The following is a 20,205-nucleotide window of genomic DNA, read 5'->3' on the forward strand; positions in this document are numbered from 1 at the left end:
AGAAAATTTCATGAGAGGTTATTTATACACTTGCACAACAAGGCCGCAAGTGCCGTAATGAGCGGGATTGACGGGCTCGCTCTGTTGGGTCCATGCTTGAGGTCTGGAGCGAGGCAGTACAGCGTATGTTGATTAGCCGGATAGACGTTCGACGAACCGCCGGCGGCGATATGGAGGTCATTTGGTGAGCGCTGTGGCAGCTGCCAAAGTCCCATCCGGCGAGGCGCAGGACGGCGCCGCAGAAGCCATCCATGTCGAGAACCTGCACAAGAAATTCGGTCAACTGCATGTGCTGAAGGGCGTATCGCTGTCGGCGCGCGACGGCGAGGTCATCGCCATCATCGGCGGCTCGGGCTCGGGCAAATCGACGCTGCTGCGCTGCATCAACTGCCTGGAAAACCCGACCAGCGGCATCATCCGGGTCAATGGCGAGGAGATCAAGCTCAAGGCGGACAGCCATGGCCATACGATTCCGGCCGACCGCAGGCAGATCGAACGCATCCGCTCCAAGCTCGGCATGGTGTTCCAGAACTTCAACCTGTGGAGCCATATGACTCTGATCGAAAACGTCATCGAGGTTCCCGTTCATGTGCTGGGCGTCAAGCGCGACCAGGCTGTCGCCCAGGCCGAAAAGCTGCTGGTGCGCGTCGGTCTGGCCGAGAAGCGCGACGTCTATCCTGCGTATCTCTCCGGCGGCCAGCAGCAGCGCGCCGCGATCGCTCGCGCCTTGGCCATCAATCCGCGCGTCATGCTGTTCGACGAACCGACCTCGGCGCTCGATCCCGAACTGGTCGGCGAAGTGCTGAAGGTGATTGGCGATCTGGCCCGTGAAGGCCGCACCATGGTGCTGGTCACCCACGAAATGAAATTCGCCCGCGAGGTCGCGACCCACGTCGTCTACCTCTACAACGGGTTGGTCGAGGAGGAAGGCCCGCCGGAGCAGATCTTCGGCGCGCCCAAGTCCGAAAGGCTAAAGCAGTTCATCCGCAACATCGGCTAGGGACAGGCCGGGACGGAAGAAAACCGGGAACCAACAACAAACTGGGAGTTCTGAAATGAAGACTGTTCTGAAGACATTCGCCACGGCGCTGCTGCTCGGCGTCGCCGCCATGGGCGTGGCCAAGGCCGATCCGGTCAAGATCGGCGTCGCCGCCGAACCCTACGCGCCCTTCACCTCGCCAGATGCTTCGGGCAAATGGGTCGGCTGGGAGATCGACTTCATCGACGCCGTCTGCGCCGAAGAGAAGCTCGACTGCGTCATCACCCCTGTCGCCTGGGACGGCATCATCCCGGCACTGACTACCAAGAAGATCGACCTCATTGTCTCGTCGATGTCGATCACCGACGAACGCAAGAAGACCATCGACTTCTCCGACAAATACTACAACACCCCGACCGCCATCATCGGCCCCAAGGACCAGAAGTTCGGCGCCACGCCCGACGATCTCAAGGGCAAGGTCCTCGGCGTCCAGGTGTCGACGGTGCATGCCGTCTACGCCAAGAAGCATTTCGGCCCCACCGCATCCGAGATCAAGGAATACCAGACGCAGGACGAAGCCAACAACGACCTCGCCGCGGGCCGCCTCGACGCGGTGCAGGCCGATTCCATCGCGCTCAAGGAGTTCCTCAAGACCGACCAGGGCAAGGCCTGCTGCGATCTCAAGGGCATGGTGGCCCCTGACGACGAGGTGCTCGGACCGGGCGTCGGCGCCGGCGTGCGCAAGGAAGACACCGCCCTGAAAGAGAAGATCAACGCCGGCATCAAGGCGATCCGCGCCAACGGCAAATATGACGAGATCTCGAAGAAATATTTCGATTTCGACATTTACGGCGGCGCCACGCAGTCGAACTGAGACCCTCGCATCGGCTGGAGGACAGGGCGCTGACGCCCTCGTCCTCCAGCCGGCCTGTCCACGCATGCTTGCCGCCGGCTGCTGGTGCCGGCGGACAGAGCCAGCAATCCGGGGGCGAAGCTGATCGAATCCTTTCTTCCGGCCTCCGCGGCCGGCATCGTCGAACTGCTCTCGCCGGCTCCCGTCGGCTGGGGCGGGACGCTCTTGCTCGGGCTCCTGCATTCGCTAGAGATCGCCGTCGGCGCGACCATCGTCGGCCTGCTGATTGGAACCTGCGGTGCCTATGGCAAGCTTTACGGCGGACCCGTGGTGCGCGACCTGTTCGCGGTCTACACCACCGTGGTGCGCGCCGTGCCGGAACTGGTGCTGATCCTGCTGCTCTACTATGCCGGCACCGACCTGATAAACCAGGTGCTGACGGCGATGGGTTACCAGCGTGTCGACATCAGCGGGCTGGTGGCCGGCATCGCCGTGCTCGGCTTCGTCCAGGGCGCCTATTCGACGGAAGTCATCCGCGGCGCGATCCTCGCTATCCCGCAGGGCCAGATCGAAGCCGCCCGCGCCTTCGGCATGTCTCCCGGCCTTCTGTTGCGGCGCATCACGCTGCCGGCGATGCTGCCTTTCGCCATTCCGGGCCTCGCCAATCTGTGGTTGATCGCCACCAAGGACACCGCGCTGCTGGCCGTCGTCGGCTTCTTCGAACTGACACTGGCGACACGACAGGCGGCGGGCGTCACCAAGGCATATCTGGTTTTCTTCCTCGCCGCCGGCGTGCTCTATCTCTGCGTGACACTGGTTTCGAACCTCCTGCTTGGCCGCGCGGAGAAATGGGCGCGGCGCGGCATGCCTTCGATCAAGGAGGCACGCTGATGACCAGCGAAACGGTCATCATCGACACGGCGGCGCGCGCATCGCTCTGGCTGCAGCCGCATCGCATCGTGCTGATCCTGATCGCGCTGGGGCTGGTGGCGTCAGCCGCCTTCTTCATGCGCTGGGACTGGCTGCCGCAATATTGGGAAATGGGCCTGATGGGGATCTGGCGTGCCCTGTGGATCCTGGCCGTCACCTGTACGCTCGGCTTCATGATCGCCGTGCCCGTGGGGCTGGCGCAGGCGGCCGGCTCGATCTGGGTCGCGGCACCCGCGAAAGTCTTCTGCACCATCATCCGCGGCACGCCGCTGCTTCTGCAGCTATGGCTGCTCTATTACGGGCTGGGCTCGCTTTTCCCGCAATATCCATGGATCCGCGAATCCTGGATGTGGCCCTATCTCAGGCAAGCCTGGCCGTACGGCGTGCTGGCGCTGACCTTGTCCTTCGCCGGCTACGAGGGCGAAGTGATGCGCGGCGCCTTTGCCGGCGTGCCCAAGGGGCAGCTGGAAGCCGCCCGCGCCTTCGGCATGAGCCGCTGGAAGATCTTCCGCCGCATCTGGCTGCCGCAAGCCTTCTACCGGGCGCTGCCGACGCTGACCGGCGAGACCGTGCTGCAGCTGAAATCGACGCCGCTGGTGGCAACCATCAGCGTGATCGACATCTTCGCCGTCTCGTCCAAGGTGCGGCAGGACACCTATCTCACCTATGAGCCCTTGCTGCTCCTGGCGTTGATCTATATGGCGATCACCGGCATTCTGGTCTTCGCCTTCAGCCGGATCGAGGCACGAATCCCGGTCAAGATCGGCTAGGTTCAAGTGAGTGGTGGGTAGGGATTGGTAAGTAGGAAGTGGCTGCCGCGCACTCCACAACTCACCACTCACCAACCCCTACTCACTACTCACTAAGGGCAATCGCCATGCAACTCAGTCTCGACCAGGCAAAAGGGCTGTGCCGGATGGCGGCACTTGGCGCCGGCGCCAACGAGGAAGCAGCGCAATCGCTCACCGCCTCGATCATCGCGGCCGAGGCAGAGGGACTTGCAGCCGTCGGGCTCACACATTTCATCGACTACCTCGAAGCGCTCGAGGCCGGACGCATCGACGGCAATGCCGATCCGGTGATCACCCGGCCGGCGCTGGCCATCTATCTCTCGGACGCACGCGGCGGGCTGGCGCATACCGGCTTCGACCGCACCATCGACGACCTCGCCAAGGCGGCAAGACTGTTCGGCGTCGCCATCTTCTCGCAGAAGAACGCCTACACCTGCGGGGCGCTCGGCTACTTCACCGGCCGACTGGCCGCGCAGGGGCTGGTGTCCTTCGCCGCAACCAACGGTCCGGCCGTCCTGGCCGGCTCAGGCTCGGTCAAGCCGGTCTTTTGCACCAACCCGATGTCTTTCGCCGCCCCCGCCGCCGACGGCGCGCCGCTGGTCATCGACCAGTCGTCGAGCGCCACCGCCTTCGTCAACATCCGCAAGGCCGCCGAGGACGGCAAGAAGATCCCCGAAGGCTGGGCGCTGGACGCCAGCGGCAACCCGACCACCGATCCGGCGGCGGCCATGAAGGGCGCCATGCTCGCCTTCGGCGGCCAGCGCGGCGCCAACATCGCGCTGATGGTCGAAGTGCTGGCGGCCGGCCTGTCGGGCGCCAACTGGTCACTCGACGCGCCATGGTTCAGCGGCGGCCCGGACAGCCCCGGGACCGGCCTGTTCGTGCTTGCCGTCGAGCCCAAGCTGCTCGACCCGGGCTTCGAGCAGCGCATGAAAGACCAGCTTGACCGGCTGCGGCGGCGCTTCGGCGTTCACGTGCCAGGCCGCGCCCGCGCCGAAGCGGCCGAAAAGGCGCAGGCGCGCGGCATCACCGCGCCCAAGGCAGTGATCCAGCGCATCTCCGAATTCGCCGAACGCTACTCGGCCTGATTTCTTCTCCTTTCTTTGCAGACGATTACTTGGCCGCCCCGCCTGACGCGCGGTTGTGCGCGTTTTTTTTCGCGCGCGTCCTGAACCTTTTTGAGCGCCCGGGCGACCAACGTTTGTCCAGGGCAAGGTGAGCTTGCCCGATCCAGACCGGGGAACAGCAAAATCAAAATCGAAAGTCTGCTTCGCGTGAAAGGCATCGCCCTTCGCGTCCCGGAAACCCAACCTCAAATCAAAGGAAATCATCATGACCAACACCAAGACCACCATGCTGACCGCCGTCCTCCTGCTCGGTTCCTTCATGGGCGCCACGCAGGCTGCCAATTTGAAGGCCGCACCGGTCAAGCCGGCCAACCCGGGCGTCATTACCGCGCCGGGTGGCGGCGCCACCGAGGACCACTACTGCAAGAACGGCCATGCGAAATTCGCCAACTGCAGCGCCGATTTCGTCGCCGCATGCAAGAAGGTTGGTGGCACCATGTCGGATGTTCAGGGCTGGGGTGGGCGTACTTGCTTCACGCCCTCCTGATACCGTCTCAGGTCAGGCCGCTCGTCGGCCCCTGACACCTCATGGATGTCATCCGGGAAACCCCGCTTCGGCGGGGTTTTCTGCGTTTGTCGCTCGCAGGGCCAAGATATGATTCGTGCGCTTGTCGCAGGAAAACCGCGTCTTACTTTTTCTTGGATTTGCGCGAAAAACAAGGATGACGCGACGACGCGTCGCCCTTTGCCTTTGGCGCAAAACGGACTATGAAACGGCTCAGCCAAGCCATCTGGAACGCGCGCCGGAGCCCGCCATGACCGAAATCCTGCAGACCCCAAAGCTCGTCGTCGTCTTTGGCGGGTCAGGCTTTGTCGGCCGTCATGTCGTGCGGGCGCTGGCCAAGCGCGGTTATCGCATCAGGGTCGCCTGCCGGCGGCCCGACCTTGCCGGCCATTTGCAGCCGCTCGGCAATGTCGGCCAGATCCAGCCGGTGCAGGCCAATGTGCGCGTGCGCTGGTCGGTCGACCGCGCCGTGCAAGGTGCCGACCATGTCGTCAATCTCGTCGCCATCCTGCATGAGAGCGGCCGGCAGAAATTCTCCGCCGTGCACGAATTCGGTGCTCGCGCCATCGCCGAGGCGGCGCGCTCCGTCGGCGCCGGGCTCACCCATATTTCGGCGCTCGGCGCCGATCCGGATTCCGAATCGGATTATGCGCGCACCAAGGCGCTCGGTGAAAAGGCCGTGCTGGAGACGATCGCCGATGCCGTGATCTTGCGGCCGTCGATCAATTTCGGGCCGGAGGACAGCTTCTTCAACCGGTTCGCGAATATGGCGCGTTATTCGCCGGTGCTGCCGCTGATCGGCGGCGGCCAGACCAAGTTCCAGCCGGTCTATGTCGGTGACGTGGCGGAGGCTGTCGCGCGTTCGGTCGACGGCAAGATCGATGGCGGCCAGGTTTACGAGCTCGGCGGCCCCAACGTGCTCACCTTCAAGGAGTGCATGCAGGAACTGCTCACGGTTATCGAGCGCAAGCGCCTGCTGGTGCCGGTGCCGTGGTGGATGGCAAACATCCAGGCCTCGATCCTCGGCCTGTTGCCCAATCCGCTGCTGACCAAGGACCAGGTGATGCAGTTGCGCGAGCACAACGTCGTTTCGGACGAAGCCGCCAAGGCCAACCGGACACTGGCGGGACTCGGCATCCAGCCGCAATCGATCGCGACGATCCTGCCGAGCTATCTCTGGCGCTTCCGCGCCGCCGGCCAGTTCCAGCAGCGTAAGCCCGCGGTATAAGAAGCGTCGGCCCTCAGCGAGGGCGAGGCGTGACCCCCATCGGCAGACCGCCTTGCGGCTGCGTGGTCAATTTCTGCACCGGCCAGGGTTTTGTTTCAGCGGTCGCGTCGAAGCGGAAGCGTGACAAGAGGATGGCGAGCGCGATGATTGCCTCCTGCATGGCGAAGCTGGCGCCGATGCAGACGCGCGGGCCGGCGCCGAAGGGCAGATATTGGAAGCGGTCGATCTTTTCACGGTTTCCCGGATGGAAGCGTTCGGGCAGGAAGGCGTCGGGCCGGTCCCACAGCTTCCTGTGGCGGTGAACGACCCATGGCATCACCAGCACGGCGGCGTGCTTGGGGATATAAAGATCCTTCCACATTTCCGGAACGATCGGCTCGCGATTGATCGATGGCGCCGGCGGGTAGAGCCGAAGCGCCTCGTCGAAAGCGGCGCGTGTCAGCGGCATGGCGTCGAGCCACTTCGCCGGATCGGGCTCGCGCGCCAGCACCCGGTCGATCTCCTGTTCGACCCGGTCGCGCTCCCAGGGCGATTCGGCCAGGCAATAGAGCGTCCAGCCGAGCGCGCGCGCCGTGGTCTCGTGGCCGGCGCCGATGAAGGTGATGATGTTGTCCTCGACTTCCGGGCGCGTCAGTCCGTCGGGGCCTTCGGCCTTGAGCAGCAGCGTCAGGAAATCCTGCGGCACGGCATCGGGGTCGCGCCTGACCTTCTCTTCGCGCATCTTGACCGTGTCGGTCACGATCTTGCGGAAATAGGCCATGGTCTTGCGGCCGCGGATACGGGTCAGCCGCGGCAGCCAGTCGGGCGCGCGCAGCAGGTCGAGCGGATCCACGCGGCCCATGGTTTCGAACAGGCGGTCGATCTCGTTGGCGAAACTGCCGGGCTCGCCCGCGATCTCGCCGGAAAACAGCGTCTCGGCCAGGATGTCATAGGTGAGCAGCGTCATGTCATGGGCGATATCGGACGTGCCGCCGGCCTCGTAACGGGTGACGAACTCCAGCGTCCGTTTCAGCATCGGCTGGACGAAGCCGAAAATGTGGCGTGGCGTGAACACCGGCGCCATTGCCTTGCGCGACCGCTTCCACACCTCGCCCTCGGCCGTCAGCAGGCCGTCGCGCAGGATCGGCCTCAGTATCTTCTGGCGCACCGTCGCCATCTTGTAGTTCTTGGCGTTGTCGACCAGCACATGGCGGATCAGGCCCGGATCATTGGCGATGACCAGCGGCCCACCAGCGCCCTTGGCAGAAATCCAGGGTTCGTTGTAGGTCGGCTCGCCCCAGAGTTCGAGCGGGTTGCGATAGACGATGCGGATCATTTCCAGCGTCGAAGGCGGCGACGTGCGCGGCTTCGGGGCGGGAGGAACGAATGGGGCGGGCTGCGTGTCCATGAAGTGCTCCGCTGTTCCCATCAATGTAGTGGCTGCCACCTCGGGCGTCCATGTCACCGAACGGCAAACCGGACCGATGACGGCGGGAACGCCAGGGCGGACAGTCCGTTCATCCGATCGTGACCATTCCGTCAAGGGTCCAACCTTGCCCGTTGGAACGCTCTGCCGTAGTGGCAGTCATCGACGGATACCCCCCGACAAAGGAGCCTGCCTTGAAGCACCAGTTGAACATCATCATCGGCAGCACGCGGCCCGGCCGCGCTGGCCCGGTTTTCGCCGAATGGCTGGAGACGTTCGTACGCGAAGACGGAAAATTCGAGCCAGTGCTGACCGACATAGCCGCGTTCAACCTGCCGGTCCTGGATGAACCGCATCATCCAAGGCTCGGCAATTATCAGAACGACCACACCAAGGCTTGGTCGAAGGCGATGGATGCCGCTGACGCCTTCGTGTTCGTGGCGCCGGAATACAATTACTTCGCCGCACCCGCGATCATCAACGCGATCGACTATCTCGCCCGCGAATGGAAATACAAGCCCGCTGCGATCTTCAGTTATGGGGGTGTCTCCGGCGGCCTGCGCGCGGCGCAGGCGCTGAAGCCGCTGCTGACCTCGGTCGGCATCATGCCTATCCCGGAAGGTGTCGCGCTGCCGCTGTACCAGAAACTGCTCGACGAGAACGGCGCCTTCGATGCCAGCGAGCAAGTGCGGGGCGGGACCAAGACCATGCTGGACGAACTGTTGCGCTGGAGCGAGGCGTTGAAACCGATGCGCGCCGCCTGAGAGAGCCGCCTCAGCGCGGCTTGCTTGCGCCATAAAGAGGTGGAATGGTCGGCAAACGACTGAGCCGGGGGCGGTTCGACTGCGTTTGCTGTTTGCCATGCTGCTGATGCTTGCGACCACCGCTATCGCGGCGGCCGAGCGGCACGTGGCCATTGGTCATGGCCAATGACGACTACCGGCTGGTCCGGCCGCTTGCCAACCTCGCCCAAGGCGGCGAAGCGATGGAAGCGGCGCTGAGGAAACTTGGTTTCGCTGGAGCTCGACCAGACGGGCCGGCTGGCGCCCAGGGACAAATCCAAGGTCAAATATTTGCACGGCCTCCTGGCTAAATTCAACGCCCGAAAAAAATAGCCGGCTGCCGGCTCGGCATTCGCGCCGGAAATGCCTGCAAACCTTGGAAAAACCGCCTTTAGCGCCTATATCTACCCCATATCAGAAGCGCGATTCGGGGCCGATTTTTCGCGCTGTAAAAGCGGCATCTAGACAACAGGTTTTCATGAGCGACCAGACCGAGAACACAAACGGCGCTGAAGCCGAATACGGCGCCGATTCCATCAAGGTTTTGAAGGGGTTGGACGCCGTCCGCAAGCGGCCGGGCATGTATATCGGCGATACCGATGACGGCTCGGGCCTGCATCACATGGTCTACGAAGTGGTCGACAACGCCATCGACGAGGCGCTGGCCGGCCATGCCGACCTGGTTTCGGTGACGCTCAATCCCGACGGTTCGGTGACGGTTATCGACAATGGCCGTGGCATTCCAACCGACATTCACCCCAGCGAAGGCATTTCGGCGGCCGAAGTGATCATGACGCAGCTGCATGCCGGCGGAAAGTTCGACCAGAACTCCTACAAGGTGTCTGGCGGTCTGCATGGCGTCGGCGTCTCGGTGGTCAACGCGCTGTCGGCCTGGCTGAAGCTCAAGATCCGCCGCAACGGCCAGGTCTTCGAGATGAGCTTTACCCACGGCAATGCCGATGCGCCGCTGAAGGCGATCGGCAGCTACGAGCAGGACAAGCGCCCAGGCACCAATGAGGGCCGCAGCGGCACCGAGGTCACCTTCTTTCCGTCGTCCGAGACCTTTACCATGGTCGAATTCGATTTCGGCACGCTGGAGCACCGGCTGCGCGAACTCGCCTTCCTGAACTCCGGCGTGCGCATCGTTCTGACAGACGCCCGTCATGCCGACGTCGTGAAGCATGAACTGCACTATGATGGCGGCCTGGAAGAGTTCGTCAAATATCTCGACCGGGTCAAGAAACCGCTGATCGGAAAGCCCATCTCCATCAGGGCCGAGCGTGACGGCATCACCGTGGAAGTGGCGATGTGGTGGAACGACAGTTACCACGAGAATGTGCTGGCCTTCACCAATAACATCCCGCAGCGCGATGGCGGCACCCATCTGGCCGGTTTTCGCGGCGCACTGACCCGCCAGATCACCGGCTATGGCGAATCTTCGGGGCTGACCAAGAAGGAAAAGGTCTCGCTGATCGGCGACGATTGCCGCGAGGGCCTGACGGCGGTGCTGTCGGTTAAGGTTCCCGATCCGAAATTCTCGTCGCAGACCAAGGACAAGCTGGTCTCGTCGGAGGTTCGTCCCGTGGTCGAGGGACTGGTCAACGAAGCGCTCGGCACGTGGCTCGAAGAGCATCCGACCGAGGGCAAGGTGGTCGTCGACAAGGTGATCCAGGCCGCGGCGGCGCGTGAAGCGGCGCGCAAGGCTCGCGACATCACCCGCAAGACCTCGCTGGGCGTCACCTCGCTGCCCGGCAAGCTGGCCGATTGCCAGGAACGCGATCCGGCGAAGTCCGAAATCTTCATCGTCGAGGGTGACTCGGCCGGCGGCTCCGCGAAGGGCGGCCGTTCGCGCCAAAACCAGGCAATCCTTCCCCTGCGCGGCAAGATCCTCAATGTCGAGCGGGCCCGCTTCGACCGCATGCTCTCTTCCGACATGATCGGCACGCTGATCACCGCGCTCGGCACCTCGATCGGCAAGGACGAATTCAACGCCGACAAGCTGCGCTACCACAAGATCATCCTGATGACCGACGCGGACGTCGACGGCGCCCATATCAGGACCTTGCTGCTCACTTTCTTCTTCCGGCAGATGCCCGAGCTGATCGAGCGCGGCCACCTCTACATCGCCCAGCCGCCGCTCTACAAGGTGACGCGCGGCAAGAGCTCGCAATACATCAAGAATGAGAGCGCCTTCGAAGAATTCCTGATCGATTCGGGGTTGGAGGAAGCGTCCCTTACGCTCGGCTCAGGGGAAGTGCGGACCGGACAGGATCTGCACGGCGCCGTCGCCGATGCGCTTGCCGTGCGCCAGCTCATCAACGGCTTGCACACGCGCTATAACCGCGACGTCGTCGAGCAGGCTGCGATCGCCGGCGGGCTCAATCCCGAAATCTTCGCCGATCTTGGCCGCGCCAACGCGATGGCGGAGCGGATCGCGCAACGCCTCGACATCATTGCCGAGGACACCGAGCGCGGCTGGACCGGCCGCATGTCGACCTCGAACGAGGGCATCGGCGGCTATGTCTTCGAACGCACCGTGCGCAGCGTCAAGGAATACGCCCATCTCGACATGGCGTTGATCAATTCCGCCGACGCACGCCAGCTCGATCGCTACGCGCAGCGCCTCAGCGAAGTCTACGGGACGCCGCCGGTGCTGCGCCGCAAGGAGGTGTCCGAAACAGTCTCGGGACCGCTGGCGCTGCTCAACGCGGTCTTTGCGACCGGCCGCAAGGGGCTGACCATGCAGCGCTACAAGGGTCTCGGCGAAATGAATGCCGAGCAGCTCTGGGAAACCACGCTCGACCCGAACGTGCGTTCGCTGCTGCAGGTCAAGGTCAACGATGCGACCGATGCCGACAGCCTGTTCTCGCGGCTGATGGGTGACGAGGTGGAGCCGCGGCGCGAGTTCATCCAGGACAATGCACTGTCGGTCGCCAACCTGGATATTTGAGGTTTCGCCAGCCTTTTTGACAGATTGGCATAGCTCGTGCCCGCGCCAATAATGAGGATGCGCCGGAACAGAAGGCCTTCGAAGACATTGTGACAGTGTCCATCACAATTTCTTTCAGGAGGCTTTTCATGGGACGCGGCATTCTACTCTGGTTGCTCGGCATTCCGATTCCGATCATCATCCTCATCATGCTGTTCGTACGGTAGGGGGCGTCGATGCAGTCCACCCTATCGGCTGTCGACGTATCCGCTTCCACGGAATCGTCCTCCACCGCCGTCAGCTGGGGACCGATCATCGCCGGCGCTTTCGCGGCCTCGACGTTGACGTTCATCCTCATGCTGCTCGGCTCAGGCCTTGGGCTCAGCATGGTTTCACCATGGTCGGGCTCTGGCGCGTCAATCACCACCTTCGCGGTTTCCACCGCCGTCTGGCTGGTGATCGTGCAGTGGCTGTCCGCCGGTGTAGGCGGCTACCTTGCGGGCCGGTTGCGGACCAAATGGGTCGGCATCCACACCGACGAAGTCTATTTCCGTGACACTGCGCACGGCTTTCTCGCCTGGGCACTGGCCACCTTGCTGGTCGCCGGCGTGCTTGGCTCGGCACTTTCCGCCGCGATTGGTTCAGGTGTGCAGGCCGCGTCCACCGTGGCCTCGGGAGCCGCCATGGGTGCGTCGGCCGGCGCCTCGGCGAATGCCAGCGGTGCATCGACCGACAATGCGACCTCCTATCTGGTGGATTCGCTGTTCCGCCCTGCCGATCCGGCCAAGCTCGCCACCGCCAATCCTGCCGACGAAGCCGCCGCGGCCGGGCAGGCCTCGCGGATCCTGATTGCCGGCGCCGTCGCCGGCGAGGTTTCGGCGGAAGACAAGACCTATCTTGCGCAATTGGTCGCCGCGCGCACCGGCCTTTCCGAGGCTGATGCCAAGACGCGTGTCGACACGGTGCTGGCGAAGGCGCAGGACGCAAAGGTCAAGGCGAAGCAGGCGGCCGACACGGCAAGGAAAGCAAGCGCCACTTTCGCGCTTCTCGGCGCCTTGTCGCTGGTCATCGGCGCCTTCATCGCCAGTGCGGCCGCAGCGCTCGGCGGCAGGCAGCGCGATGAAGAGGAAGCGGTGTTCCTGACCAACGGCTGAAGGCAGCATCACGCCAAAATTACAGAGCCCGGCATCGACCGGGCTCTTTCTATTCGACGATCAAGACCGACCGGTCAGTGATCCATCGCCTTGACGATTTCCTCGGTCATCTTCTTGGCGTCGCCGAGCAGCATCATGGTGCCGTCCTTGTAGAACAGCGTGTTGTCGATGCCGGCATAGCCGGACCCGAGCGAGCGCTTGACGAACAGGCAGGTGCGGGCCTTGTCGACGTCGAGGATCGGCATGCCGTAGATGGGCGACGACTTGTCGTCGCGCGCGGACGGGTTGGTGACGTCGTTGGCGCCGATGACGTAGGCGACGTCGGCCTGGGCAAACTCCGAGTTGATGTCCTCGAGCTCGAATACTTCGTCGTACGGCACGTTGGCTTCGGCGAGCAGCACATTCATGTGGCCGGGCATGCGGCCGGCGACGGGGTGGATGGCATATTTGACGTCGACGCCGTTGGCCTTGAGCTTGTCGGCCATTTCACGCAGCGCATGCTGCGCCTGGGCGACCGCCATGCCGTAACCCGGCACGATGATGACCTTCTGCGCGTTCATCATGAGGTAGGCGGCATCGTCGGCCGAACCCTGCTTGACGGTGCGCTCGATGCCGTCATCGGCCGCAGCGGCGGTCTCGCCGCCGAAGCCGCCGAGGATGACCGAGATGAAGCTTCGGTTCATGCCCTTGCACATGATGTAGGACAGGATCGCGCCCGACGAGCCGACCAGCGCGCCGGTGATGATCAGCGCCAGATTGCCGAGCGTGAAGCCAAGGGCGGCGGCCGCCCAGCCGGAATAGGAATTCAGCATCGATACGACCACCGGCATGTCGGCGCCACCGATCGGGATGATCAGGAGCACGCCGAGCACCAGCGAGGCGGCAACGATCAGCCAGAACACCAGTTTCGATTCCGTGGTGACCAGCAGCACGATCAGCACGATCAGGGCCACGCCAAGGGCAGCGTTGATGACGTGACGGCCGCCGATCATGATCGGCTTGCCCGACATGCGGCCGTCGAGCTTCAGGAAGGCAATGACTGAGCCGGTGAAGGTGATGGCACCGATGGCGACGCCAAGGCTCATCTCGACCAGCGCCTGGGCATGGATGTCGCCATCCGTGCCGATGCCGAAGCTTTCCGGCGCGTAGATGGCCGCGGCCGCCACCATGACGGCGGCAAGGCCGACGAGCGAGTGGAAGGCGGCGACCAGTTGCGGCATCGAGGTCATGGCGATGCGGCGCGCGGTGACGGCGCCGACGCCACCGCCAATGGCGAGGCCAAGCACGATCAGGCCGAAGCGACCGGCGGACGGGGTTGCCAGCGCCAGCGTGGTGGCAATGGCGATGCCCATGCCGATCATGCCGTAGAGATTGCCCTGCCGGCTGGTGGTCGGATGCGAGAGGCCGCGCAACGCCATGATGAACAGGACGCCGGATACCAGATAGAGGAAGGAGGCGAGATTGACGGTCACGTCACTTGTCCTTCTTCTTGTACATGGCCAGCATGCGCTGGGTGACGAGGAAGCCGCCGAAGATGTTGACCGAGACCAGCATCAGCGCGACGAAACCGAAGCCGGCGGCGACGCCGGAGGCCGCGATGCCGACGGCGAGCAGCGCACCGACGACAATGACCGACGAGATGGCGTTGGTGACGGCCATCAGCGGCGTGTGCAGTGCCGGGGTCACCGACCAGACGACGTAATAGCCGACGAAGATCGCCAGGATGAAGATGGCGAAACGGAAGACGAAGGGATCGATGGCCCCGCCCGAGAGCGCATGCGCGGCATCACCGGCCGCCTCTGCACCGCCTGGGGCATTGGCCAGGTTCTGCACCGCGAGCCGAACGGCAGCGCTTGCCTGGTCGAGCTGATCCAAGGCTTTCTGCAAGGTCTGGTCCATCACGCGGTCCCTTTCGGCTTCGGCGAGGGTGACTTGGATGCGGCGGTCTTCCCGGGCGCGGCCTTCCTGGGCGCGGCCGTGGCATCGGCGACCATGGTCGTGGCCGGGATCGCGGCCGGCTCGACATAAGGCTGCTGGTCGGCCTTGGCGAAGGCCGGATGAACGACCTTGCCGCCGTCGGTCAGCATGGTTGCCTTGACCAGATCGTCGTCGCGATTGATGGCAAGCGTCTTGGTCGTCTTGTCGACGAGCGTCTCGACGAAGGCGAACAGGTTCCTGGCATAAAGCAGCGAGGCCGATGCCGCGATGCGACCTGGCACGTTGAGATGACCGACGATCTTCACATTGTTGACCGTGGTGACGATCTTGCCGGCCTCGGCGCCCTCGACATTGCCGCCACGCTCGACGGCGAGGTCGATGATCACCGAGCCCGGCTTCATCGAGGCGACCATCGCCGCCGACACCAGCTTCGGCGCAGGCCGGCCGGGGATCAGCGCCGTGGTGATGACGATGTCCTGCTTGGCGATGTGTTCGGCGGTCAGCGCCGCCTGCTTGGCCTGGTACTCCTTCGACATTTCCTTGGCGTAGCCGCCGGCCGTCTCGGCGGCCTTGAACTCCTCGTCCTCGACTGCGAGGAACTTCGCGCCGAGCGAGGCGACTTGTTCCTTGGCGGCGGGCCGAACGTCGGTGGCGGTGACGACGGCACCGAGACGGCGCGCGGTGGCGATCGCCTGCAGGCCGGCAACGCCGACGCCCATGATGAAGACCTTGGCCGCCGGCACCGTGCCAGCCGCCGTCATCATCATCGGCAGCGCCCGGTCGTATTCGGCGGCTCCGTCGATCACCGCCTGGTAGCCGGCAAGATTGGCCTGGCTGGACAGGACGTCCATCGATTGCGCGCGGGTGATGCGCGGCATGAACTCCATCGAGAAGGCGGTGACGCCGGCTTTGGCCAAGGCCGCGACAGCCGCATCGTTGCCGTAGGGATCCATGATGGCGATCACCGCGGCGCCGGATTTGTAACTCTTCAGCTCGGCATCCGTTGGCCGGCGAACCTTCAGCACGACATCGGCATTGGCGACATCCGAGGCCTTGCCGATGACAGCACCCGTCTTGGCAAACTCTTCGTCGGGGATACGCGAGCCGGTGCCGGCACCGGCTTCGACGACCACATCGAAACCCAGGGCCGTCAGCCGCTTCACCGTATCGGGCGAAGCCGCGACACGCGGCTCGTTCGCATCGAGCTCACGAGGGATGAAAACCGTCTGTCCCACCGCATGATCCTTTCGGCCGGAACCTGTCTGCGCGAAGTGTCGACCGGGATATCCGGCGACGTCAACCGCAAGAGCGTTTTGGAAGGTCTATCGCAGAATGAAGGCGCCGACTGCCAGAATAAGCACGAACAGGATCAGCGCAGAGAAGAAGCCGCCCGCGAAGAAGCCGAAAGCCATCGCCAGGAGAAGCGCGCCGCAGAAGAGCGAGCCATATTTGGCCAGCGCCAGGAAGCCCGCATAGGTGCGGTCATGCTCGGCATAGTCCATCTTCGCGCCCAGTTCTACAGGACCGCTCGGCGTGTGCTCAGCCATAGGAATACCCCTTCGAAGACATCTTTCAGGCACATACCGAAAAGCTGGGCGCAGGGCAATGGCGCTATTGCCGCATCGCAGCCGACAACTCCCTCAAGGGAAAATTGAAACTGGCGGCCGATGCCCGCGGGATGGCTTTTGCGCGAGCCCTGCCCAGCGTCTCAGCCAGCAAGGTGAGGAAAAAGCCCGAGCAGCCCAACGACAATCAGATAGAGCGCGACGATGTAGTTCAGGAGCCGCGGCATGATCAGGATCAGCACGCCGGCGATCAGCGAGATAAGCGGTGTGAGCGCGAGCGAGTGGATGGTCATGACCGTATTCCTTCCCACGAACAATGCGACAGGAGCCCGGGGCGAAATGCCCGTTGGGCAGGATCGCGGCGACACTCGATGGCGATGCCGCTACCTATAACGGCGAAGCTGCGGGAAGGTTCAGATGCAAGGACGACGCCCGTTCAGGCAGCATCGCGGTAGTATTTCGCCGTCGGCACTATGGACAGCGGCGTCAGCCGGTTGATGGCCGGATTGGCGAACATCATCCGCTGTTCCACGGCTGTCGACTTAAAGAACGGAAACCGTTCGAGTGTCTGGCGCAAGTTTTCGCCGCACGGGATTTCGAACAGAGCGATCGGCGCAAGGACTCCCGGGAACACCTTGCCCTCTGTCCTCTGAACGGCATGAAAGATACGAGCATAGTAAGCGGAGTGCTCGATCTTGACCGGCGTTAGCACTGCGGTAAGCCCAAAGTAAGAAGCGGCCACCATGCCAAGCCTGAGCGTCAGAAAAGGCAGAACTCCGGGCGCGGGCGCACTGTCGGGATCGGTTGCGAAACGAGTCCCGTCGATGAACGTCTCTCCGCGGGCAAGCCGCTCGGCCAATATTTCGGGATAGGCGTCAACGGACGGCGAATGAGGGTGCTCTCTGGAAATGTAGTGAAGCCGTAACGTGCTGACCAGGTGTCCATCGAAATAGACGCCGAACCGATAGGAATTCGGCAGATTGTCCCAGCGATCCTCGAACATCCCGCTGGCGATCGGGCCGCACATGCCCGATTGCAGGTAGGATTGATAGCGAAGGCGGTAGATCGCCTCCAGATCCTCGCCTCCAGTGATGAGACGGTAGTCGACATGCTCCAGCAATTGCATGATCGACTGGTTCAGCGCCGACCCAGCATTGGAGCTGGCGCCAGCCCGCGCATCGTTTCTCGCAGCATCCATTCTCAAGTCCTCGTATCCGCCGTGAACAGGCTATTCGAGTTGAAATGAGACACAAGCCGAAAATTGGATCCCACTGGTTTACCACTTGTTAACCTTAACAGCTGGAGATCTATGGCCGCGGAGTGGTTGCTGAAGGGGCAGCCTGGACGTTCTAATCCAAGCCTTCATTCCTATGAAAGGCGCTGCAAACTCGGGCGTGAAAAGCACTGGAGCGTTCCGCTTTGACAGATGCGCCGATCCGGTCAAACCTTTTCGCTTCTTCAAAATCGGCCAAAACTACTGCGCGTCTTGGTTGGATTTGTTCGCCGCCGATAAAAATATTCTGGTTCGCACCAACCGCACGACCCAAGCACGCGCTTTATCAACTTCGATTGGCAGAATTTGCGACGAAAGCTAGCCGACTGTGCGCTTGGCGGCGAGACGCAGATCCGCGGCAAACGGCCAGGTGACGTTCGACATCGTCTCGATGCCCGACGCGCTGAGCGCCGCGCCGAACAGGAAGCCTTGGACAAGATCCGGCTTCACCGAATGCATGAGGACCTTAAGCTGCTCGAATGTTTCCACGCCTTCGATGGTGACGGTGAGCCCCAGGACACGGGTCAGGTCGACGACGCCCTTCAACAGCTCGAGCGAGCGCGGATTGTGGGTGACGTCCATCACGAACGACCGGTCGATCTTGATCTTGTCGAGCGGAAGCTTGTGGAGATAGCTCAGGCTTGAATAGCCGGTGCCGAAATCGTCGAGGGCGATGCGGACGCCAAGCTGCTTCAGTTCCTCGATATACTGGCGGGTCAGGGATTTGTCGTCGAGCAGCGCGGTTTCCGTGACTTCGATCTCCAGGCGGCTAGCATCGAGGCCGGAGTTAGCCAACGCATCGCGCACCTTTTGGATGACGTCGCGGCTGCGGAAATCCCTGGCCGAGAGATTGACCGAGACGCTGGTCTGGTCAGGCCATTTGGCGCATTCGGTGCAAGCTGCATGCAGCACAAAGGTGCTGATCTCGGAAATGATGCCCATCTCCTCGGCCAGGGGAATGAAGATGCCGGGAGAAATCGGTCCGAGATCGGGATGGTCCCAACGGCAGAGCGCCTCGCAGCTGGCGATGCGCATGGTGTTCATCGCCACGATGGGCTGGTAGACGACCCGCAGTTCCCTGCCTTCCACGGCGCTGCGCAGATCCGCCTTCATCAGCTGGCGATTGCGGAATGCGGCATCCATTGCCGCCTCGAACAGCCGCCACCCGTTCTTGCCGAGTTCCTTGGCCTTGTAGAGCGCCAGGTCCGCCTTGACGATCATGGCGTCGACATCGGTTCCGCCGACCTTGGACAGCACCGCGCCGGCGCTGGCCTGGATCCGCAACCCGTGGCCCGCCACGTCGACCTCTCCCTGCAGCTCGGCGAAAATCTGGTCGAGCAGGCTCTCCAGATGGCTTTCGTCATCGATGCGGTCGAAGAACAGCATGAACTCGTCGCCACCGAAGCGGCTGACGGTAAGGCCTTGCCCGGCGATGGCCGCCAGCCGGTCGGCCACGGCGTAGATCAGCCCGTCGCCGACGGGATGGCCGAGCGTGTCATTGACGCTCTTGAAATCGTCGAGGTCGATCACGGCGAGGCCGCACAGGCGATCCCGGTCGCCGGAGGCCATCAGCTCGCCGACCAGTTCGTGGAAATAGGCGCGGTTGGGAAGGCCGGTGAGATTGTCGTAGCGCGCCATGAAGCGGATCTTTTCCTCCGCTTCGACGCGCGCCGTGACATCCTCGAAGGTGATCACGCCGAGTTCCTGGCTGCCTTCACGCGCGGAGAATTCGTAATGCTGGCCGTTGGCGAGCGAAACAAGCACCTTGCGGTCCCTGCCCTCGCGCAGCGCGCGCGTCAGCTGCGCCTCGACGTAGCGGCAGTCCTTCGGCGCCAGCATGCCGCCGGCGACGCCGCGCATCAGAAGCCCGTGGATGGAGCGCCCGAGCAGCGCGTCGGCCGATTTCAGCGACATCAGGTGGGCGGCCTCGGCATTGGCGACCGCGACGCGCCCATCAGGGCCGAGCATGACCAGGCCGTGCGACATGGTGTTGAGCGCGCGGTCGAACTTGCGCGTTATGCTTTTCGCCTGCTTGTGGCCGATGACCGCCGAAAACAGCACATTGCGAACATGGTCGGCGCTGTTGATGGTAATGAACGTCATCGGGAAGATCATCAGACCAAGGACGACGGACGGGGCATCCAAACGCAGCAGGAGCGCTAGCGCCGCCGGACCGATGAAGGTTACAGAAAAAATCCGCACCATGCGCGGAGACCCGTAATTACGGGCGACAACCGTGACCAAGGTCGCCAGGGTCAGCGACATTGCCGCCAGTTCGGCGAATGGGTCGGGATACACATAGATCGACACGAAGCACAGCGCACCCAATCCGAGGCCCTGCAAGCAGCCCTTGAGGATGTAACTGCGCTCCAATCGGTGTGCGTGTTCGACGTCGGCAATCACGCCCCCCGTCTTCAGGAAGCTGCGAATACCGAAATAACGCAGAAGGCTGATCGGCAGTAGAATAAAAGAAAAGGCCAGAAACAACGGATTTTGCGTGCGCAGATAAATCATGAATCCGAGGATCCAGTAGCACGCGCCACCGATCACCAACATGTGCGCGTTGTCGAACAACGACCGCACAAATTGGATATAGACATCCGCGGGGATGCTTTCGGTCTTTGTTTTGCCCATATGATCGGCCCAACGCTAAGCCTTGTCATGCCACAACCGCCTTAAGAAAGGCTTAGACAGAGGGGCTTAAGCTACGGCTTCGGCCGGCCCGCCTCGGCAAGAGGAGCCTTGC

Annotated in this window: 18 protein-coding genes; 10 read left to right on the top strand and 8 right to left on the bottom strand. The window is 63.1% G+C overall.

What is annotated here, in order from left to right:
* The first annotated feature begins 184 nt into the window (after nucleotides 1–184).
* The 7 genes from MESAU_RS01425 to MESAU_RS01455 all read left to right on the top strand — a co-directional run bounded on the left by MESAU_RS01425 (nucleotide 185) and on the right by MESAU_RS01455 (nucleotide 6,413).
* Nucleotides 185–1,000: an ABC transporter ATP-binding protein gene (locus MESAU_RS01425; RefSeq protein WP_015314265.1), complete on the top strand. Its 816-nt coding sequence runs from the start codon at nucleotides 185–187 to the stop codon at nucleotides 998–1,000.
* 55 nt (nucleotides 1,001–1,055) lie between these two features.
* Nucleotides 1,056–1,853, top strand: a complete 798-nt coding sequence (locus MESAU_RS01430; protein WP_015314266.1) for a transporter substrate-binding domain-containing protein — start codon at nucleotides 1,056–1,058, stop codon at nucleotides 1,851–1,853.
* 204 nt (nucleotides 1,854–2,057) lie between these two features.
* Nucleotides 2,058–2,723 (top strand): ABC transporter permease, encoded by a 666-nt coding sequence (locus MESAU_RS01435; protein ID WP_041163582.1) that lies wholly within the window; start codon nucleotides 2,058–2,060, stop codon nucleotides 2,721–2,723.
* The gene (locus MESAU_RS01440) at nucleotides 2,723–3,532 is read left to right on the top strand and encodes an ABC transporter permease (protein ID WP_015314268.1); all 810 of its coding nucleotides are present in this window, start codon (nucleotides 2,723–2,725) and stop codon (nucleotides 3,530–3,532) included. Before MESAU_RS01435 ends, MESAU_RS01440 begins: the two co-directional genes overlap by 1 nt.
* A 107-nt stretch (nucleotides 3,533–3,639) precedes the next feature.
* The gene (locus tag MESAU_RS01445) at nucleotides 3,640–4,641 is read left to right on the top strand and encodes an Ldh family oxidoreductase (protein ID WP_015314269.1); all 1,002 of its coding nucleotides are present in this window, start codon (nucleotides 3,640–3,642) and stop codon (nucleotides 4,639–4,641) included.
* Nucleotides 4,642–4,885: 244 nt separating this feature from the next.
* Complete coding sequence (locus MESAU_RS01450) at nucleotides 4,886–5,167, top strand: hypothetical protein (RefSeq protein WP_015314270.1); 282 nt, start codon at nucleotides 4,886–4,888, stop codon at nucleotides 5,165–5,167.
* A 268-nt stretch (nucleotides 5,168–5,435) separates the two neighbouring features.
* Nucleotides 5,436–6,413, top strand: coding sequence for a complex I NDUFA9 subunit family protein (locus MESAU_RS01455; RefSeq protein ID WP_015314271.1), 978 nt, complete (start codon nucleotides 5,436–5,438; stop codon nucleotides 6,411–6,413).
* A 13-nt stretch (nucleotides 6,414–6,426) separates the two neighbouring features.
* Here MESAU_RS01455 and MESAU_RS01460 read toward each other — a convergent pair whose 3' ends face one another.
* Nucleotides 6,427–7,800 (bottom strand): cytochrome P450, encoded by a 1,374-nt coding sequence (locus MESAU_RS01460; RefSeq protein WP_015314272.1) that lies wholly within the window; start codon nucleotides 7,798–7,800, stop codon nucleotides 6,427–6,429.
* Nucleotides 7,801–8,012: 212 nt separating this feature from the next.
* Here MESAU_RS01460 and MESAU_RS01465 point away from each other — a divergent pair, with 212 nt between their 5' ends.
* From MESAU_RS01465 to MESAU_RS01475, 3 genes are all read left to right on the top strand, one after another.
* Nucleotides 8,013–8,582, top strand: coding sequence for an NADPH-dependent FMN reductase (locus MESAU_RS01465; RefSeq protein WP_015314273.1), 570 nt, complete (start codon nucleotides 8,013–8,015; stop codon nucleotides 8,580–8,582).
* Between the two features lie 496 nt (nucleotides 8,583–9,078).
* The gene (gene gyrB / locus MESAU_RS01470; protein WP_015314274.1) at nucleotides 9,079–11,550 is read left to right on the top strand and encodes a DNA topoisomerase (ATP-hydrolyzing) subunit B; all 2,472 of its coding nucleotides are present in this window, start codon (nucleotides 9,079–9,081) and stop codon (nucleotides 11,548–11,550) included.
* 215 nt (nucleotides 11,551–11,765) lie between these two features.
* On the top strand, nucleotides 11,766–12,683 hold the full coding sequence (locus tag MESAU_RS01475; protein ID WP_015314275.1) for a membrane protein: 918 nt from the start codon (nucleotides 11,766–11,768) through the stop codon (nucleotides 12,681–12,683).
* 74 nt (nucleotides 12,684–12,757) lie between these two features.
* Here the strand turns inward: MESAU_RS01475 and MESAU_RS01480 are convergent, their stop codons facing one another.
* The 7 genes from MESAU_RS01480 to MESAU_RS01505 form a co-directional block, all read right to left on the bottom strand.
* Nucleotides 12,758–14,155 carry an NAD(P)(+) transhydrogenase (Re/Si-specific) subunit beta gene (locus MESAU_RS01480; RefSeq protein ID WP_015314276.1) on the bottom strand — a complete coding sequence of 466 codons (1,398 nt, stop codon included), beginning with the start codon at nucleotides 14,153–14,155 and terminating at the stop codon, nucleotides 12,758–12,760.
* Nucleotide 14,156: 1 nt separating this feature from the next.
* Nucleotides 14,157–14,582 carry an NAD(P) transhydrogenase subunit alpha part 2 gene (locus MESAU_RS01485; protein ID WP_015314277.1) on the bottom strand — a complete coding sequence of 142 codons (426 nt, stop codon included), beginning with the start codon at nucleotides 14,580–14,582 and terminating at the stop codon, nucleotides 14,157–14,159.
* Nucleotides 14,582–15,856: a Re/Si-specific NAD(P)(+) transhydrogenase subunit alpha gene (locus tag MESAU_RS01490; RefSeq protein ID WP_015314278.1), complete on the bottom strand. Its 1,275-nt coding sequence runs from the start codon at nucleotides 15,854–15,856 to the stop codon at nucleotides 14,582–14,584. The genes MESAU_RS01485 and MESAU_RS01490 overlap by 1 nt, the downstream gene beginning before the upstream one ends.
* A gap of 87 nt (nucleotides 15,857–15,943) precedes the next feature.
* The gene (locus MESAU_RS01495; RefSeq protein WP_015314279.1) at nucleotides 15,944–16,168 is read right to left on the bottom strand and encodes an aa3-type cytochrome c oxidase subunit IV; all 225 of its coding nucleotides are present in this window, start codon (nucleotides 16,166–16,168) and stop codon (nucleotides 15,944–15,946) included.
* Nucleotides 16,169–16,329: 161 nt separating this feature from the next.
* On the bottom strand, nucleotides 16,330–16,479 hold the full coding sequence (locus tag MESAU_RS29765) for a DUF3096 domain-containing protein (RefSeq protein WP_015314280.1): 150 nt from the start codon (nucleotides 16,477–16,479) through the stop codon (nucleotides 16,330–16,332).
* 143 nt (nucleotides 16,480–16,622) lie between these two features.
* Nucleotides 16,623–17,384, bottom strand: a complete 762-nt coding sequence (locus tag MESAU_RS01500) for an N-acyl amino acid synthase FeeM domain-containing protein (RefSeq protein ID WP_015314281.1) — start codon at nucleotides 17,382–17,384, stop codon at nucleotides 16,623–16,625.
* Between the two features lie 393 nt (nucleotides 17,385–17,777).
* Nucleotides 17,778–20,093 carry a putative bifunctional diguanylate cyclase/phosphodiesterase gene (locus MESAU_RS01505; RefSeq protein ID WP_015314282.1) on the bottom strand — a complete coding sequence of 772 codons (2,316 nt, stop codon included), beginning with the start codon at nucleotides 20,091–20,093 and terminating at the stop codon, nucleotides 17,778–17,780.
* Nucleotides 20,094–20,205: the final 112 nt, after the last annotated feature.

The organism is Mesorhizobium australicum WSM2073 (assembly GCF_000230995.2).
Taxonomy (GTDB): domain Bacteria; phylum Pseudomonadota; class Alphaproteobacteria; order Rhizobiales; family Rhizobiaceae; genus Mesorhizobium; species Mesorhizobium australicum.